The sequence below is a fragment of the Aliidiomarina halalkaliphila genome (genome assembly GCF_007096385.1).
GTDB lineage: Bacteria > Pseudomonadota > Gammaproteobacteria > Enterobacterales > Alteromonadaceae > Aliidiomarina > Aliidiomarina halalkaliphila.
The window spans coordinates 843,217-860,383 of sequence record NZ_VJWL01000001.1 but is presented as its reverse complement, the minus strand read 5'-3'; the positions used below and the strand labels follow the sequence as shown (position 1 = coordinate 860,383).

Here is a 17,167-nt window from a genome sequence, read left to right as displayed (position 1 = left end):
AATGTGACAGACGTTTTACGTGAAATTCCAGGTGGTAATTTTCTGGAGTTTACCCGAACTCACGAATGGGGCCTGGCCATAGAGGCAAAACAAATACTGGCGAATGGCGTGACCGCTGAAGTATGGGATAGTGGTGTCATTAGCTTTAGCCCTGCGCAGACGACGACACTAGATTTGGTGCTTAGCTGTGCGGTTCACGGTGATGAAACTGCCCCCATTGAAATTGTCGATGACCTGATAACAGAGATTTTAGCCGGCGACCTTGTCCCCACGTGTCGGGTGTTGTTCCTTATTGCCAATCCCGCCGCTGTGAATAACGGCACCCGTTTTATTGAAGAAAACATGAACCGATTGTTTTCCGGCGCCCATAGTAAAGGACCGGGATTAGTGAATCGAGAGCGGGAACGGACAAAGAAAATTGAAGAGTACGTCGGGCGTTTTTTCCAAGGTGCTCCTAAAGGAGAGCGCGAGCGTATACACTATGATATGCATACCGCAATTCGTGATTCCGCCCATGAAAAGTTTGCGGTATATCCTTATCAAGATGGTCGCCCTTACAGCAAAAAACAGCTGCAACTACTCAAGCAGCTCGATGTACCTACCGTGCTATTAAACGATGGGCCAACAACCACGTTTTCCTACTTCTCTGTGAATCGCTTTCAGGCACACGGGTTTACCGTGGAACTCGGTAAAGTTCGCCCGTTTGGTCAGAATGATATGACGCGCTTTGCACAAACTAAGTCGCAATTAGTGCGTCTCCTAACTGAGGGGAGCATGGTGGATGGTGAGTTTGTCGAAGATGACTACAAGATCTACCAAGTGCTGCGGGTGATTAACCGTACCCAAGAAGATTTCTCGTTAAATTTTCCAGATGACGTGGCGAATTTCACAGCGTTCAACCAAGGCGACTTGCTCGCCCGTGATGGCGACAGAACCTATTATGCTGAGAAAACGGGGGAGTCCATTATCTTTCCGAACGCAAAAGTTGCCCTTGGGCAGCGAGCCTTACTTACGGTGATGGCTATTCCCGTAACGCAATTAGATCTGGTCTGAGCAGCGCCTCAACTTTAGGCGAATGCCCTCGGGGTATGAGAAACTAGAGGGCTTTTAGTCGCGGCACAACAGAAAAAAGTAAGCGTGGGTGTATCATCTTTTGTACGCAAGAATCCGGAATGGAAAAGGGATTCTTACATCGGGTATTTGCATCGCCGTTTACGTAAAGGTAAAGTTGCCCCAAATAATTTTTCTTGGGCGTTTCGCGCGTGGTGTGATTGTCGTCACATGCATCTCGGCAGCGCTACATTGCTGAAAAACGATCCAAGTATCAGAAGTTTATTTCCAGAACCGAGCTGACATGGTCAGCCCACGAGAGAAAGCTATGGCAAAGCAAATGGCAAAAGACCCACAGAAAACTGCGGTCACTACCACGCTTGAGGTGATTCCAGCGAATGCACTGGATATCCCCATGTTTCAGGTACTCAAAGAAGATGGCACCGTGCATAAAGGCGCGAAGCTGCCAGATATCAATAAAGAATTAGCCCTGAAAATGTTTAGCACGATGCAGTTTATTCGTGTACTCGATGAGCGCATGATTGCGGCTCAACGGCAGGGACGGATTAGCTTTTACTTGTCTTCATTAGGCGAGGAAGCGGCGGCAATTGGTTCGGCCGCGGCGCTGCAGTTTGAAGATATGATCATGGGTCAATACCGTGAGCAAGGCGCGTTGGCGTTCCGTGGTTTTACCATTGAACAATTTATGAACCAACTTTTTTCCAACGCCAAAGATTTAGGCAAAGGCCGTCAGATGCCCGTGCACTACGGTTGTGCTGCATTAAACTTTATGACGATCTCGTCGCCACTTGGCACGCAAATCCCGCAAGCGACAGGCTATGCGTTTGGTCAGAAACAAAGCGGTGAGAAAACCTGTACCTTGTGTTATTTCGGGGAAGGCGCTGCTTCAGAGGGCGATTTCCACGCTGGCTTAAACATGGCTGCGGTATATAAAGTTCCGGTCATTTTCTTCTGTCGTAACAACGGCTACGCGATTTCTACCCCAGCTTCCGAGCAATTTGCTGGCGATGGTATTGCTCCGCGGGCAACCGGTTACGGGATGAAGGCGATTCGGGTGGATGGTAACGATATTTTTGCTGTCTACGCGGCCACTCAAGAAGCACGCCGGCTGGCGGTTGAAGAGAACGAGCCGGTGCTTATCGAAGCGATGTCGTACCGGATGGCAGGTCACTCCACTTCCGACGATCCAACCGGATATCGGACACGTGAAGAAGAAGATGCACGCCGTGTGCGGGAACCAATGGTGCGGTTCCGCAATTGGTTGCTTAAGAAAGGCTGGATTACCGAAGAAGAAGCGGATGCGCAGCAGCAGTCGCATAAAGAAACTGTGTTGGCCGCTCTGAAAGAAGCAGAGACCGTTCCTGTACCCGCGCTCGAAGAGATTATCGTGGACGTATATGACACGCCGACGCAAGCGCTTCAGGAGCAGCTTGAATCACTCAAAGCACATATTAAGAAATACCCGGATGCCTATCCGAAGACGTCAGGAGGCGTGAAGTAATGGCGAAGATGAATTTACTCCAGGCCATTAATAGTGCCCTTGATGTGGCCATGGCCAAGAATGATAAAGTCAGTGTTTTTGGTGAGGACGTAGGCCACTTCGGTGGTGTTTTCCGTGCCACCAGTGGCTTGCAAGAGAAATACGGGCGTAACCGCTGTTTCAACACCCCATTGGTGGAGCAAGGGATTATTGGTTTTGCCAATGGTCTTGCCGCGCAAGGTAGTTTCCCGGTCGCTGAGATTCAATTTGGGGATTACATTTTCCCAGCTTTTGATCAGATCGTGAATGAAACCGCTAAATTCCGTTATCGTTCAGGTAATGAGTTTAACGTCGGCGGATTGACAATTCGTACGCCATACGGCGGCGGTATCCATGGCGGTCACTATCATTCGCAGTCACCAGAAGCTTATTTTGCTCATACCCCAGGATTGAAAATCGTGATCCCACGGAATCCGTATCAAGCCAAGGGTCTGTTATTAAGCGCGATTTTTGATCCAAACCCTGTGTTATTCATGGAGCCCAAACGCCTCTATCGAGCCGCTGTTGGTGAAGTACCAGAAGACGACTACACCATTCCGCTGGGTAAAGCAGAAGTAGTGCAGGAAGGTACCGATGTCACAGTCGTCGGTTGGGGTGCTCAGGTTGAAGTGATCGAGCGTGCCGCTGAATTAGCCGCAAAAGACGGCGTCAGCGTCGAAATTATCGACTTGCGCAGCATTTTGCCATGGGATGCCGATACGGTCGCCAAATCGGTGATGAAAACCGGTCGTGCGGTAGTGAGCCAAGAAGCGCCACATACCATGGCGTTCGGTAGTGAAGTTGCTGCGACGATTCAAGAACAATGTTTCTTATACTTAGAGTCGCCGGTTATGCGGGCATCAGGATTGGATACGCCGTATCCGTTGGCCCATGAGAAAGAGTATTTCTCAGACCACCTGAAGACCTATGAAGCCATTAAACGGTCACTGAACTACTAATAGGAGCAGACATGAGCACGGATTTCATTTTGCCAGATATCGGTGAAGGTATCGTAGAGTGTGAAATCGTCGAATGGCAGGTCCAAGAAGGCGATTCAGTGAAAGAAGATCAGGTGGTGGTGGAAGTCATGACCGATAAGGCTGTGGTGGAAATTCCTGCCAAGTTCGACGGTATTGTGACCAAACTGTATTACGCCAAGGGTGATATTGCTAAAGTTGGCGAACCATTGTTTGCCATTGATGCGGAAGGCGGCGATGCAGGTAAAACTGCAGAAAGTAAACCACAACCGAAAGCGCCTGCGGATTCTTCTACTGAAGAAACCAAGCAAGTAAAGCAGCCTGAATCCAAGTCGAGCGCCGCAGCATCTAGCGGTGCGCTCAACGACTTTATCTTACCGGATATTGGCGAAGGCATCGTTGAATGCGAAATCGTTGATTGGCGCGTGAGCGAAGGCGATACGGTGGAAGAAGACCAAGTGGTGGTGGAAGTGATGACGGATAAGGCCGTTGTTGAAATCCCAGCGAAGTCGGATGGTACCGTTGCCAAGCTTTACTATGCGAAAGGCGAAATTGCCAAAGTCGGTGAGCCCTTGTTTGCCCTCGCGGAAGCGGGTGGCGCAAGTGCTGCTAGCAGTGCGTCTGAGCCAGCCAATGCATCTGCACCTAGCGAAAGCAAGCCAGCAGCGAATGAGCCTGCCCGTGCAGCCGGCGGTGAGTTTGAAGCCCCGCAGGCGGCAGCACCAGGAAAAGCCTTAGCGAGTCCGGCAGTACGTCGTCGTGCCCGTGAGCAAGGAATTGATCTCAGTCAAGTGCAAGGTAGTGGGAAGAAAGGTCGGATTCTCAAAGAAGACTTGAGCCAAGCGAAAGCGGGCGCTACAGCTTCTGAGAGCGTGTCTAAGTCATCATCGGCGGCACAAGCATCCGTGGTCGGTGGCAAGCGCACCGAGCCGATGCGTGGCGTAAGAGCGGCCATGGCGCGGCAAATGGCCGAGTCAGTGCGTACAATTCCGCACTTTACCTATGCTGAAGAATTTGATCTTACGGAATTGCGAGCGATGCATGCGCGTTTAAAAGCCCAGTATGCAGAGCAGGGTATTCGTCTGACCTTGATGCCATTCTTTATTAAGGCGATGTCGTTGGCGTTAACTGAATTCCCGATTATGAACGCTCAGTTGAACGACGATGCCACTGAGATTACCTACTTTGACGACCACAATATTGGTATGGCTGTGGCCACGAAAGTGGGATTGATGGTGCCAAACATTAAGCAGGTAAACCAGAAATCATTGTTGGAAGTGGCGGAAGAAGTGAATCGTCTGACTGCTTCGGCTCGTGAAGGTAAAGTCGCGCAAGCGGATATGAAGGGTGGCACTATTACCATCTCGAATATCGGTGTTGTTGGCGGCACGGTAACTACGCCGATTATCAACAAACCAGAAGCGGCGATTGTAGCGTTGGGTAAAGTGCAAAGCTTGCCACGGTTTGATGCCAATGGGGCCGTTGTGGCGCGGGATATGATGACAGCGAGTTGGTCGGGTGATCATCGTATTATTGATGGTGCGACCATTGCCAACTTCAACAAACGCTGGCAGCAATTTCTCGAAGATCCTATGCAAATGTTAACGGTGATGCGTTAACCGACCGCTAGTTCACGGGGCCTTTCCGGCCCCGTGAACATCGTAGCTCACGCGTTGCGTTGGATACGAGCGCTTAATCGTCGATATAAGCGGCACAGAACGGTGTGTCCTGAGCTTCGGCGCATACTTGGATAAACTCATTTTCGAAAAACACAATATCTTCGCAGCGTTGCGCGTAGTTACTTGGGCGTTCGTCCGCTTGCGAAGCGTTTACACACCATTGCATTTCATTGGCAAAACGTAGTTTGTGGAGTTCATCACTTTCTTGTGGAATAGGGCCTGCGCCAGTGCGTAAGCAGCTGTCCCATTGGTAGGTATTCTCAAGCATAAGTGCGCGCATACCGGCTTCAACACTACCGTATACCAAGCTCACCCGCGACTCTTCTAATTCAACAGCTCGGCGGGCGAAGTTTAAGAACGTGCGCTCAGCTTCTTCGTCGTTTGTATATAAACGGCGCTGAAAGGCGCGTTCGAACATAATAAACATATCATTTTGTAACGTGGCAATGCGGGCTTCATGTTCAGGGCCTGATTCTTTAGCCGCTTGAATTAAGTTTGCATATTCTTGGTTGTAGGCTTGGCATTGTAGGTCACGGTCACCAAACATAAGTTGCGCTGGGTCATTTTGCGCCATCGGTGCAGAAAACTGATATTCGGTGATCATGCTGGCACACCAGAAATTAAAACGGTCGCCTGAGCAATGCTCAGCCACGGCGGGTGCCGAAATCAATCCAAATCCGCCAGTAAAACTGCACGTGCCCTCGGCAAGGAATTCCTCTTGGGTGTGGGTTTGTGAGATTTCTTCCCATTTATTAAACATGGCGACCATATGAACTAATTGCTCGCGACCTTCTGCACTGTCACCAAACTGTTCATCGTAGTCGCGAATTGCATCAACGATCTCTTGCAACGCAAAACCGCCAAGTACATAAGGTTGTGCTTCCTGGGCTTCTTGCACGCAGGCTAGTGTATGTTGTGAGCGCCGCTGTTCATCAGCGACGGCGGTAGCGCTGGTTACTACGCTGAATAAACCGCCTGCTAACACGGCACCCAGTGCAAATTGGCTGAACCGAGTGAGATCCTTCAATAACATCAGTCATTCCTCTTTTAATCTTTATTGTTTTATTTGTGTGGCCCACATGAGTGCGCGTTGTTATGACCACAACATGCGAAAATCATTCGCTTTCGTCAAGGCGCTCGCGCACTGGGCGAAAACTTTTTCGATGTATCGGGCTTACACCATGTTCACGCAGCGCGGCTAAATGAGCGGGCGTTGGATAGGCTTTGTGTTGCGCAAAATTGTAATGGGGGTAGGTGTCATGCCAAGCGAGCATTTGTCGATCCCGCTCCACTTTTGCCAATATCGATGCCGCGCCAATGCAGGCTTCGCGTGCGTCGCCTTGTACGATAGCTTCAGCAGGCATGGATAAGCGTGGCACACGGTTGCCATCGATAAGCGCTTTTGTTGGGGTGACCGGCAGGGCTTCAATGGCACGCTTCATGGCCAGCATAGAGGCGTGTAAGATATTGAGTTCGTCAATTTCTTCCGGGTCACATTGGGCTATCGCCCAGCAATAGGCTTTTTCTTTTATTTCGATGCTCAGTTTGTCTCGTTTTTTTTCACTGAGTTTTTTCGAGTCACCAATGCCCTCGATAGGATTGTTCGGATCCAGAATAACCGCAGCGGCAACCACAGGCCCGGCAATAGGACCGCGACCTGCTTCGTCGGCACCACATATCAACAGCTCAGCAGCAAGCAGAGGTTTTCCTGGCATCAGCAACACGCCTTCTCGATGAGCGCTCGAATCTTTTCCTGTCCTGGGCGGATTTGTGAGAGGCTAATAAACTCGTCGGGTTGGTGTGCCTGTTGAATTGAGCCTGGGCCCATCACAATAGTTTCACAACCTAATCCATGGATAAATGGCGCTTCAGTACAGTAATTGGCGGGTTCCGCAGGGTGGCCACTAATGGCTTCAGCCATGCGCACAAGGGCGGCATCCGCTTTGGTTTCGTAACCTGGAATCGGCTCATGCATTGCAATAATTTCCAACGCCCCGGGGTGCCGTGCCTGTAGTGGTGCTAAACACTGCGACAACATTTCATTCAAGGTATCCACGTGCATGCCGGGAAGGGGGCGCATGTCCATGTGAAGTTCACAACAGGCACAAATTCGATTGGCGGCATCGCCCCCATGAATATGACCGAAATTCAGTGTTGGGTAGGGGACTTCAAACGCAGGCTCGTGAAACCTATCACGCATATCCTGCTCGAGTTGTTTTAAATAGCCAATGGCGTCGTGCATGATGCTAATGGCGTTTACGCCGGCGGCTGGATTTGAACTGTGTCCAGAGCGCCCCGTTACTCTGATGCAGTCGGTAGTATGGCCTTTATGCATACGTACTGGCACCATCATGGTCGGTTCGCCAATGACCGCATAGTCGGGTCGCAAATTAGGAAACCGACGTAGTTCCCGAGCCCCAGCCATGGAGGTTTCTTCGTCGGCAGTAGCGAGAATCATCAATGGTTTCTTTAGGCGGCGAAAATCGAGATCGCGAATGGCTTCGATCACAAAGGCAAAAAAGCCTTTCATGTCAGCACTGCCGAGACCATAAAGCTTGTTATCTGCTTCTGTGAGCGTAAAGGGATCGCGACTCCAACGTCCTTCATCCCAAGGCACGGTGTCTGTGTGCCCCGATAGTAATAAGCCACCTTCCCGTGGTCCATCAATGGGATTCATGGTAGCGAGTAGATTAAATTTCCCCGCTTGTCGTTCAAGCTCCTGAATTTCCACTTGAAAGCCCATCGTGGTTAACCACATGCCGAGTAATTCGATCACTTGACGATTGGAAATATCCCATTGCGGTTCAAGGCACGATACAGAAGGGGCGGCAATAAGTTGCCGATACATTTCAATAAAACCTGGCGGGGTGTTGGCCGACATACAAAACTCCGATGAAACGAACTGAGTTTATCCTATCATGCTTCGCGGTGATGCGGGAGCAAAGAAAAACGGGAGTTGCTGTTGGCAACTCCCGTTTTTAAAGGTGGTTCCGTTGGCTGAATTAGCCGGCGGGATACACATAGTTGGCTTGTACACCCAGAGGGATTCCAATGGCCCAGTAGAGCAATAGGAATGCGGTCCAGATAATACCGAGCGCAACACTGTACGGCAGCATCATTGATACTAAGGTACCGATACCAGTGCCCTTCACATACCGTTGACAGTACACCACAACCAATGGGAAATACGGTAACAATGGCGTGATAATGTTACTCACCGAGTCACCCACACGATAGGCCGCCTGGGTTAAGTCGGGCGAGATACCGAGTTGCATCAGCATAGGTACGAAGATTGGCGAAATCAGTAACCATTTGGCGCTGGCTGAACCAACAAAAATGTTGATAATTGCCACCAAGATGATAATCCCAACCAAGGTGACTGGTCCGGGTACGGCCAGAGATTGCAGGAAACTTGCTCCTTTCATCGCTAACAAAATACCCAGATTTGAATCGCCGAATGCTTTAATGAACAATGCACAGAAAAACGCCATGACCAAGTAATAGGCCATGGTTTCCATGGTCTTCGACATCGCCATGATCACATCTTTGGATTCAGTGAACGTTCCTGCAACAAAGCCGTGAACAATCCCAGGTAACCAGAATAATAAAAAGATAATGGGGACGATGGATTGCATTAATGGCGCATCAAAGGCTGCAATTTCGCCGTCGGGGCTCCGTAATGCCGAGCTTTCAGGCCATACTGCGGCTACCAGGAAAGCGATACCTAAAATCATGGTTAAGCTACCGGCGCTAAATGCTTTCCGATCTCGAGGCTGAACTTCCTCTATTTTCGGCATTTCTGCTGGATCACCATCAACTTCGGTGCCTTTTAAACGCGGCTCAATAACACGGTCGGTAAGATACCAGCCCACCAACACCACCACCAACGTGGACGCAGCGGTAAAGTACCAGTTGTTCAGCGGATTCAAGATGATCGTCGGGTCGTATAAACGCGCCGCTTCTTGAGTAATCCCTTGTAACATCGGGTCGATTGCACTGGGAACAAAGTTGGCACTGAAACCACCGGACACACCTGCAAAAGCAGCCGCGATACCGGCCAATGGATGACGTCCAGCGGCGTAGAAAATAATACCACCGAGTGGAATTACCAACACGTAACCTGCATCTACCGCAGTGTGGCTGACAATGGCAACCAAAATAAGAATGGGCGTTAGCATGAATTTAGCGGTGTTGTTCAACAACAGCTTAATGCCCACATTGATAAAGCCACTGCGCTCTGCCACCCCGATACCTAACATCGCCACGAGGACTACGCCAAGCGGTGCAAATGAGGTGAAGGTTGTGACCATGGTGGCAAGGAAATTAGCCATCGCATCAGGGGCAAGTAGGTTGTTCACAACAACCGGGTTGCCTGAACGAGGATCTAATTCGCTATACGAAAATTGGGCAAAAATTAAACTTAAGAACCAAACGATCACGAGAAGACCCGCGAACATAACGGCTGGATCGGGCAGTTTGTTGCCGATGACCTCTACTTTATTGAGGATGCGGTTGAGCAAACCGCTATTGGCTTCTGGAGCCTTATTATCTGCGCTCATAGATGAGTTCCCCGTGGTTATCCACTGTTTTTATAAGGTTAGATTCAACTAAAACCGAGTTAGCATACATGGTTCAACTTCGTTTGAATAGGTTGTGTTTAGGGAGTTTTAACGCCTGTTCTAGGCGCATCGTCGAACAAGGGTTCGCTTCTTGTCTCAATTAGGTAATATAGGGCGCAATGATGATAACAATGATAGGAACACATTCATGATGAAGCGATCCCAGTTACACGTGGTTGCAGCTGCGCTTGTGGCCGTTCTTGGAAGTTCGGCAGCGTTGGCAGTAGATAAAGGTCACATTCGTGTGCACGCAGTAGACCAAGGCAACAGTTTAATTACGATTCAAGATTCGCAACAGCAAGATAGCGTGCGCGATAGTCTAGTTCAGCCGTGGCTGAATGATTTTAGCGACGGCGGCTACACCTTAACTGCAGTAGGTAGTGAAGCGCCTGCCTATGTATTGCGCGTACCGTTGCGCGTGGATCGCTTTACCCAAGGCACTTTGGAATTCAATGAACTCGAGCAAGTGACTGCCTATCTCAATGGCAAGCGTGTGAATGTGTCCGGTGGCAAACTTGAGCTGAATATCCAAACCGGTGATCACAAACTCGTTGTGCTGGCCGAGAATGTATCGGATTGGTCGGGTGTTGATTTTAGCTGGTCGGGTAAAGCCGATCACGATCTGATCGATAGTAGTTGGCCGGAGCAATGGCGTTTGTCGCAGCAGCAGATGTTTGACGCTACCACCGTAAACAGCCTTGAACTGTCCGCTGATGGTCGATTTTTAGTCTGGCGTGAAAGTGGTTATAGCCCAGCGACGGGCAATACTGCGGAGCGCAATTTAGTGATTCGCGACCTCAATGAGGGCCGCATCGCGTTTCGTGTTACCGATCCGAGTGCAAGTCAATTCGCGTGGCATCCACATGAGCACAGCGTGGCTTATGTGAGTGGGCAACGTATTCAGGTGTTATCACTGGAAGATTTATCCTTACGCACGGTATCTGATGAACTCACAGGCGTGAATGGTTTGCGTTGGTTGAACGACACCCAGCTGGTGTTTAACTGGAGCAAAACGGGTGAGAAAGATAACGAGCTGAGCAAGCGTTATCAGGCGTTAGAGGATCGCTGGAGCGCATTTAGAAACAATAGCCAAGTGTTTGCCCTGAATACCGAAACTAAGGCGTTACGGCAATTAACCTCGGCAGCCAACTCTATTGGTTTACTCGATGTGCACGAATCGGGTGAGCGTATTTTGCTGTCTCAACGCCAAGTCGATTACGCGGCACCACCGCACTTTATTGTGGATGTGTTCGAGCTCAACCTTAACACCGGTGAACGCCATGATTTCGGTTCTCATCGTACGTTTAATAGCGCTTTTTACGTAAACAACGATGTGTATATGGTTGCTGGCCCAGAGTTTGGTGATGGCGCAGGTCGCGATCCACGTTTACCGGAAGACAAACTCAGTAATAATTACGACGGCCAACTGTATCAGGTAGGTCGCGATGGCAGCATCCGTGGCTTGAGTCGTTCTTTTGACCCAGCTATCAATGGTGCCATGGCCTTAGGAAATGGCGATATTTTGCTGCGTGTTACCGAACGTGATGGCACTCAACTGTATCGCTATAACCCACAGCGCGAACGCTTTATGGGCGTTAGCAGTGATATTGAAGTCGTCGAGCAGGTAGCGGCTAGCACGGGTCCACTCCCGCGTATCGTGTTTTCAGGTTCAAGCGTCACTGCCCCGCAAAAAGTTGTGCAACTGGATGTGGCGGAAGGCCGCTTGCAAACCTTATGGGATAGCAAAGAGAAGTATTTTGGGCACAATGTGATCGTGCCTGTGGAGCCGTGGAACTTTACCAATAAACATGGCGATACCATCGAAGGGCGCGTGTACTACCCACCAAACTTTGATGCCAACAACAGCTATCCTGCGCTGGTGTATTACTATGGTGGAACCACGCCGGTGCAACGCGGCTTCACTGGACGTTATCCGTTCAATCAATGGGCTGCCCAAGGCTACGTAGTGTATGTGCTGCAACCGACGGGTGCGATTGGTTATGGTCAACATTTTTCGGCGCGCCACGTTAACGCATGGGGTGAGTACACTGCCGAAGATATTATTCAGGGAACTAATGAGTTTCTTGCCGCCCATTCATTTGTAGATGCGGATCGGGTAGGCCATTTGGGGGCTAGCTATGGTGGCTTTATGACCATGCTCTTGGCAACCATGACAGACATCTACGCCGCGTCTATGTCGCACGCGGGTATCAGTGCGATCACCTCGTACTGGGGCCAAGGGTGGTGGGGCTTCTTGTATTCTGGTGAAGCCAGTAAAAATAGTTTTCCATGGAATAACCGCGATCTCTACGTGGGTCAAAGCCCTGTATATCGCGCAGACAAAGTGACCAACCCGATGCTATTGATTCATGGTGACGCGGATACTAACGTGCCACCGGGTGAGAGCCATAATATGTACACGGCTCTTAAATTACTCGGCCGTGATGTTGAACTCGTAGAATATATGGGACAAGACCACCATATCTTGGGGCGTGATGCGCGTTTTCATTGGTGGGATACTTATATGGCGTTCTTTGATAAACATCTTAAAGATCAGCCTGAGTGGTGGAATCACCTGTACCCAGAGCGCGATTAACGTGTGAGCAGATAAGTTGCTTGCAGCGCTTGAAGACATAGTCACGTATTAAAAAGCTGAGGCCCTTGGGCCTCAGCTTTTTTGTGTGGATGAGTAGAACAGCCATGAGGCGTGCTTGGAACTCGTGATTGCTTTATTGCAGCTCGGTATCACCGCTGGCGACGCACACTCCATCAACAACGGTTGCGGAAATCGGCGGCACAATGGCGCAATCTGACATTAACCCTTCCCGTTGATTATAAATAGCCGACCATTCGTTGTAGCGCATGATTAAGGGCTCAATAACATCGGGATCAGTGACTTTGGTAGAGTAAATCAAATATTGGGCTGGACCCCCGCATGGTTTGGCACCAAAAGGCATGACGCGGCACTGGCTTGGATCGCTGGCTTCCGGTACCCCAATGATATACTTCACTTGTGTGCGCAAGGCTTCTAATTCTTCTTTCGTGAAATCATCGCGGATTATGCCTTGCTCTTCCGTGGCTTCATCCTGATCGATTTTGATTTCTGGCTCGTCACCGTGGTACGTGTTATCTGGGGCACAACCGGCAAGTAATAACGCAAAGGCGACGGTGGCAATTGCAGTCGACGTTGGCATAAATTTCGAGTAACGCATAATCAATGTCCTTGTTCTTACGTGATTCAACGGCACATTCAACGGCACATGGTGCAATTGACGTTAGCATGAGTTTATCTAGGAATCATATTTAGTTTGCAAAGGTCGTGTTAAGTGCAAGGGTTGCTTTACTGCTCCCAAGGCGATTTCTTGCGCTCTCTGCCGTATAGATCTTGTGTGGGACATGGCCTAGGGTTAAGATCAAGGATCTGTGCCCGTGTTTTGCCCTGAGCCCGCGGGAAAGCTAAAGCAAAGTGAAGAAGCAGGATATTTAAATGAGCTCAATTCCTCATGTTGATATGTCGGAGTTTGCGAAAGATTTCGACGGATTCGTCCAAACCATCGGACAAGGCTATGAAGTTAATGGTTTTGTAGCGTTAACCAATCACGGCATTCAAACCGATATTATTTTGGATGCACTCGATACGACTCGTGAACTGTTCGCACTTCCTGAAGAGGTGAAATTAAAATATCACTGTCCGGGCATTGGCGGTGCGCGTGGTTATACACCTTTTGGAACTGAAATTGCGAAAGACGCCAAGCATGTCGATTTGAAAGAGTTTTGGCATGTGGGACGGGAAGTGGATAATACCGATGATTATCCTCAGCTCATCCCCAATATTTGGCCGGAAGAGTTACCATCGTTTAAAGAAAAAATGACAACCTTGTTTAACTCTCTAGATGAATTAGGCAACCAGGTCCTGGAAGGTATTGCGGTTTATTTGGGGCAGCCACGGGATTATTTCCGTACTCGAGTGAACAAAGGTAATTCGATTTTACGTCCGTTGCACTATCCGCCGATTATCGACAAAGGCACGCCATCAGTGCGCGCTGCGGCCCATGAAGATATCAACGTGATTACCTTGTTGATTGGCTCGCGTGAGCCAGGACTAGAAGTACTGTCGAAATCAGGCGCATGGGTGCCTGTGACTATTATTGAAGGCGCTATTATTTGTAACGTGGGCGATATGTTGCAGCGTTTAACTAACGGCGTATTGCCGTCGACGACGCACCGGGTGGTGAATCCGCCGGCACTGTTTAATGAAGTATCGCGTTATTCGATCCCGTTCTTCTTGCACTTCAACCCTGACGTGGTGATTGATGCATTACCGCAGTGTGTCACCGACGAGAATCCGAAGAAGTTTCCACCGATTACCGCAGATGATTATCTGATGGAACGTTTACGTGAAATCGGTTTGGTAAAGTAATCCACCCATATTTGGGTAGAGTACGATCATGAAAGGGCGGTTGCTTGGAAGAGCAACCGCTTTTTTAATGAGGTGTTGCTTGAGCGTAGGCAAAAAAAAAGCGCCCCAGAGGATGGGGCGCCAACGTTCGCTTTTTCCATCTACACACACGAGTTTCTGGTCCCCCACAAGGACACAATGAAACCTGAAAAAGCGACTCAGGGTTGCACGATGATTGCGATCGGCAGGGATAAAAATAACCTATTCACGGATATTATCGACGCCGTTTACGCAAACTTTACGGATAAAAAACGCCGCGGCATTTTTGCAGCGGCGTTTTGTTTTCTATCCTACCCGGTGTGTTGGCTACGGGTTAGGCGACGGATTTCGCTTTGGCCTTTACAGGTTTCGGTGGTGCTTGCTCGCGCGCGGCTTTTCCTGCCATCAACTCAGATGAATCGAAGTCGTCCACATTGATGACTTTCAAGCGGCCTTCTTCGGCGCGGGCAAACAATGCCACTTCTTCATCCGTAAGAATACCGAGCTCTTTCCCTTTGAGACCCACTTCGTGTAAGCGCATAAACGGAAGCTTCTCGCCTGAGGCTTTCACTACTTTGTCGTACAGTGGCTCAATGGCGATAATATCCCGCAGTACTTGCTCTACATAACCAAAGGGACCTTTTTCAGATAAGAACTGACCATCCCCCAAACGCTCACGCGCGGCATTTGGTGACATTAACAAGCGTGCCACCTGATGGCCCAACTTATCCGATGGTGCTTTGGTGATGCGGCCAAACGGGAACATCAGCACGTTCAGGAAGCTACCGATACCGCCAAAGTTCTCAAGCATCGCTCGCTGACTTTCCTGAAGTTTGTATAAGGTGTCTTGCATTGCCCAATGTACGAAGGGCAAATCTTCTGCCTGACGGCCTTCATCTTCAAAACGTTTAAGAATGGCCGAACCGATAAAGAGGTAACTCAGCATGTCACCAAGGCGCGCTGAAATGCGCTCACGGCGTTTCAGCTCACCACCTAACACACCCATGGCTACATCTGACATGAGGGCGAGATTGGTGCTAAAGCGTGTCATTTGACGGTAGTACTTGGCTGTACTGTCGTTGGCCGGCGCGCTTACAAAGCGCGAACCACCTAATCCGTACCAGAACGAGCGTACGAAGTTGCTAAATACAAAGCCAATATGACCAAATAATGCTTTATCAAAACGGATCAGACCTTCTTTGCCTTTAATTGATGCAGCTTCCATTTCTTCTAATACAAACGGATGACAACGAATAGCACCTTGGCCATAAATCATCATGCTGCGAGTAAGAATGTTGGCGCCTTCTACGGTAATTGCGATCGGTGTGCCTTGGTAACCTCGGCCTAGGTAATTGTTTGGACCCAAACAAATCCCTTTACCACCGTGAATATCCATGGCGTCGTTCATTACTTCACGCAATTTTTCGGTCATGTGGTACTTGGCAATCGCAGAGATCACCGAAGGTTTTTCGCCTAAATCGATGCCCGTGGTTGAGAAACGCGTTACCGCATCCATCAAATAGGCATTACCACCGATGCGAGCCATGGCTTCTTCAACGCCTTCCATTTTACCGATTGGCAATTTGAACTGGCGACGAATACGCGAATAGGCACCGGTGACCAATGCTAATGATTTTGCTCCACCGGCACTGTTTGATGGCAAGGTGATTGCACGACCCACCGACAAACATTCCACCAGCATGCGCCAGCCTTTCCCGGCCATCTCTTGGCCACCGATAATGAAATCAAGCGGGATGAACACGTCTTTACCCAGAATCGGACCATTGTGGAATGGCACGTTTAATGGGAAGTGACGGCGGCCAATTTGCATGCCTTCGAGATCACGAGGTAATAAAGCACAGGTGATGCCCAGATCTTCTTTCTCGCCGATCAGATTGTCTGGATCGTATAGTTTAAACGCCAAGCCCACCACAGTGGCGATAGGTGCCAAGGTGATATAGCGTTTGTTGAAATTCAAACGAATCCCAAGGGTTTCTTTGCCTTCCCATTGGCCTTTACAGATCACGCCTGTATCAGGAATAGCACCGGCATCTGAGCCTGCTTCTGGGCTCGTTAGGGCAAAACATGGAATCTCTTGGCCTGTCGCCAATCGAGGTAAGTAATAATCTTGCTGCTCTTTGGTGCCGTAATGCTGAAGCAATTCACCTGGACCTAATGAATTAGGTACACCTACCGTACTTGCCAAAATCGTTGAGTGGCCGGCTAGCTTTTGCAAAATGCGCGACTGTGCATACGCCGAGAATTCTAATCCGCCATACTCCTTCTTGATGATCATGGCGAAGAATTTGTTATCTTTCAGATACTGCCAAACGTTCTCAGGCATATCTGCAAGCTCGTGAGTTGCTTCCCAATCATCAAGCATGGTGCATACTTCATCGCATGGACCATTTAAAAAAGCCTCTTCTTCGGCGGTTAGTTTCGGGGCCGGAATGCTGTGTAGCTTTTTCCAATTGGGCTCGCCACGGAAAACTTCGCCATCCCACCAGACGGTACCGGCTTCAATTGCGTCACGTTCGGTTTGTGACATTTCCGGCATAATGGTGCGATAGACCTTCAAAATAGGTTTAGTAAGGAATCCGGTGCGGATAAAGCCAAGATTTAATGGCAATAACAACACACCCGCGATAACCCAAGGTACCCATGCAAATAGGCCAATGGTGGTGCCGATTGCCAACATAACAACCACACCTGCGGTAAATGCGCGTAAAGACGCGCGGTGATACAGTAACGCACCCAGTATTACGAGGGTTGCGATACACCAAATAGCGACACTCATCTTTAACTCCTAAGTTTTGAGGTCTGACCAGTACTTCTAAACTAATTCAAATCATGCGTTAATGCAA

Annotated in this window: 12 protein-coding genes; 6 read left to right on the top strand and 6 right to left on the bottom strand. The window is 49.5% G+C overall.

Annotation, left to right across the window (positions count from 1 at the left end; all coding sequences use genetic code 11):
* The first annotated feature begins 3 nt into the window (after window positions 1–3).
* The 4 genes from astE (at window position 4) to FM042_RS03950 (ending at window position 5,186) form a co-directional block, all read left to right on the top strand.
* Window positions 4–1,053: a succinylglutamate desuccinylase gene (gene astE, locus FM042_RS03965; protein ID WP_232366354.1), complete on the top strand. Its 1,050-nt coding sequence runs from the start codon at window positions 4–6 to the stop codon at window positions 1,051–1,053.
* 325 nt (window positions 1,054–1,378) lie between these two features.
* Window positions 1,379–2,572 carry a thiamine pyrophosphate-dependent dehydrogenase E1 component subunit alpha gene (locus FM042_RS03960; RefSeq protein WP_408608839.1) on the top strand — a complete coding sequence of 398 codons (1,194 nt, stop codon included), beginning with the start codon at window positions 1,379–1,381 and terminating at the stop codon, window positions 2,570–2,572.
* A complete protein-coding gene (locus FM042_RS03955; RefSeq protein ID WP_143234553.1) occupies window positions 2,572–3,549 on the top strand; it encodes an alpha-ketoacid dehydrogenase subunit beta in 978 nt (325 codons plus the stop codon). Before FM042_RS03960 ends, FM042_RS03955 begins: the two co-directional genes overlap by 1 nt.
* Window positions 3,550–3,560: 11 nt before the next feature.
* Window positions 3,561–5,186, top strand: coding sequence for a dihydrolipoyllysine-residue acetyltransferase (locus FM042_RS03950; RefSeq protein ID WP_143234551.1), 1,626 nt, complete (start codon window positions 3,561–3,563; stop codon window positions 5,184–5,186).
* 73 nt (window positions 5,187–5,259) lie between these two features.
* On the opposite strand, the gene FM042_RS03945 is transcribed toward FM042_RS03950, so the two are convergent.
* The 4 genes from FM042_RS03945 to FM042_RS03930 form a co-directional block, all read right to left on the bottom strand.
* Window positions 5,260–6,279 (bottom strand): hypothetical protein, encoded by a 1,020-nt coding sequence (locus FM042_RS03945; protein WP_143234549.1) that lies wholly within the window; start codon window positions 6,277–6,279, stop codon window positions 5,260–5,262.
* Between the two features lie 82 nt (window positions 6,280–6,361).
* Window positions 6,362–6,961, bottom strand: a complete 600-nt coding sequence (gene rnhB / locus FM042_RS03940) for a ribonuclease HII (RefSeq protein WP_143234547.1) — start codon at window positions 6,959–6,961, stop codon at window positions 6,362–6,364.
* On the bottom strand, window positions 6,961–8,127 hold the full coding sequence (gene argE / locus FM042_RS03935; RefSeq protein WP_143234545.1) for an acetylornithine deacetylase: 1,167 nt from the start codon (window positions 8,125–8,127) through the stop codon (window positions 6,961–6,963). The genes rnhB and argE overlap by 1 nt, the downstream gene beginning before the upstream one ends.
* Window positions 8,128–8,248: 121 nt before the next feature.
* Complete coding sequence (locus FM042_RS03930) at window positions 8,249–9,805, bottom strand: AbgT family transporter (RefSeq protein WP_143234543.1); 1,557 nt, start codon at window positions 9,803–9,805, stop codon at window positions 8,249–8,251.
* Between the two features lie 208 nt (window positions 9,806–10,013).
* Between FM042_RS03930 and FM042_RS03925 the strand changes: the two genes are divergently transcribed.
* Window positions 10,014–12,461 (top strand): alpha/beta hydrolase family protein, encoded by a 2,448-nt coding sequence (locus FM042_RS03925; protein ID WP_143234541.1) that lies wholly within the window; start codon window positions 10,014–10,016, stop codon window positions 12,459–12,461.
* 133 nt (window positions 12,462–12,594) lie between these two features.
* Here FM042_RS03925 and FM042_RS03920 read toward each other — a convergent pair whose 3' ends face one another.
* Window positions 12,595–13,077: a hypothetical protein gene (locus tag FM042_RS03920; RefSeq protein ID WP_143234539.1), complete on the bottom strand. Its 483-nt coding sequence runs from the start codon at window positions 13,075–13,077 to the stop codon at window positions 12,595–12,597.
* Between the two features lie 275 nt (window positions 13,078–13,352).
* Here FM042_RS03920 and FM042_RS03915 point away from each other — a divergent pair, with 275 nt between their 5' ends.
* Window positions 13,353–14,285: an isopenicillin N synthase family dioxygenase gene (locus FM042_RS03915; RefSeq protein ID WP_143234536.1), complete on the top strand. Its 933-nt coding sequence runs from the start codon at window positions 13,353–13,355 to the stop codon at window positions 14,283–14,285.
* Window positions 14,286–14,637: 352 nt separating this feature from the next.
* Here the strand turns inward: FM042_RS03915 and fadE are convergent, their stop codons facing one another.
* Window positions 14,638–17,100 (bottom strand): acyl-CoA dehydrogenase FadE, encoded by a 2,463-nt coding sequence (fadE, locus tag FM042_RS03910; RefSeq protein ID WP_143234534.1) that lies wholly within the window; start codon window positions 17,098–17,100, stop codon window positions 14,638–14,640.
* Between the last annotated feature and the right edge of the window lie 67 nt (window positions 17,101–17,167).

Excerpts from the sequence above, each read along its gene's own strand:
- rnhB (WP_143234547.1), bottom strand. The coding sequence starts at position 6,961 with ATGCCAGGAAAACCTCTGCTTGCTGCTGAGCTGTTGATATGTGGTGCC.
- FM042_RS03955 (WP_143234553.1), top strand. The coding sequence starts at position 2,572 with ATGGCGAAGATGAATTTACTCCAGGCCATTAATAGTGCCCTTGATGTG.
- argE (WP_143234545.1), bottom strand. The coding sequence starts at position 8,127 with ATGTCGGCCAACACCCCGCCAGGTTTTATTGAAATGTATCGGCAACTT.
- fadE (WP_143234534.1), bottom strand. The coding sequence starts at position 17,100 with ATGAGTGTCGCTATTTGGTGTATCGCAACCCTCGTAATACTGGGTGCG.
- FM042_RS03945 (WP_143234549.1), bottom strand. The coding sequence starts at position 6,279 with ATGTTATTGAAGGATCTCACTCGGTTCAGCCAATTTGCACTGGGTGCC.
- FM042_RS03925 (WP_143234541.1), top strand. The coding sequence starts at position 10,014 with ATGATGAAGCGATCCCAGTTACACGTGGTTGCAGCTGCGCTTGTGGCC.
- FM042_RS03950 (WP_143234551.1), top strand. The coding sequence starts at position 3,561 with ATGAGCACGGATTTCATTTTGCCAGATATCGGTGAAGGTATCGTAGAG.
- FM042_RS03915 (WP_143234536.1), top strand. The coding sequence starts at position 13,353 with ATGAGCTCAATTCCTCATGTTGATATGTCGGAGTTTGCGAAAGATTTC.
- FM042_RS03960 (WP_408608839.1), top strand. The coding sequence starts at position 1,379 with ATGGCAAAGCAAATGGCAAAAGACCCACAGAAAACTGCGGTCACTACC.
- FM042_RS03920 (WP_143234539.1), bottom strand. The coding sequence starts at position 13,077 with ATGCGTTACTCGAAATTTATGCCAACGTCGACTGCAATTGCCACCGTC.
- FM042_RS03930 (WP_143234543.1), bottom strand. The coding sequence starts at position 9,805 with ATGAGCGCAGATAATAAGGCTCCAGAAGCCAATAGCGGTTTGCTCAAC.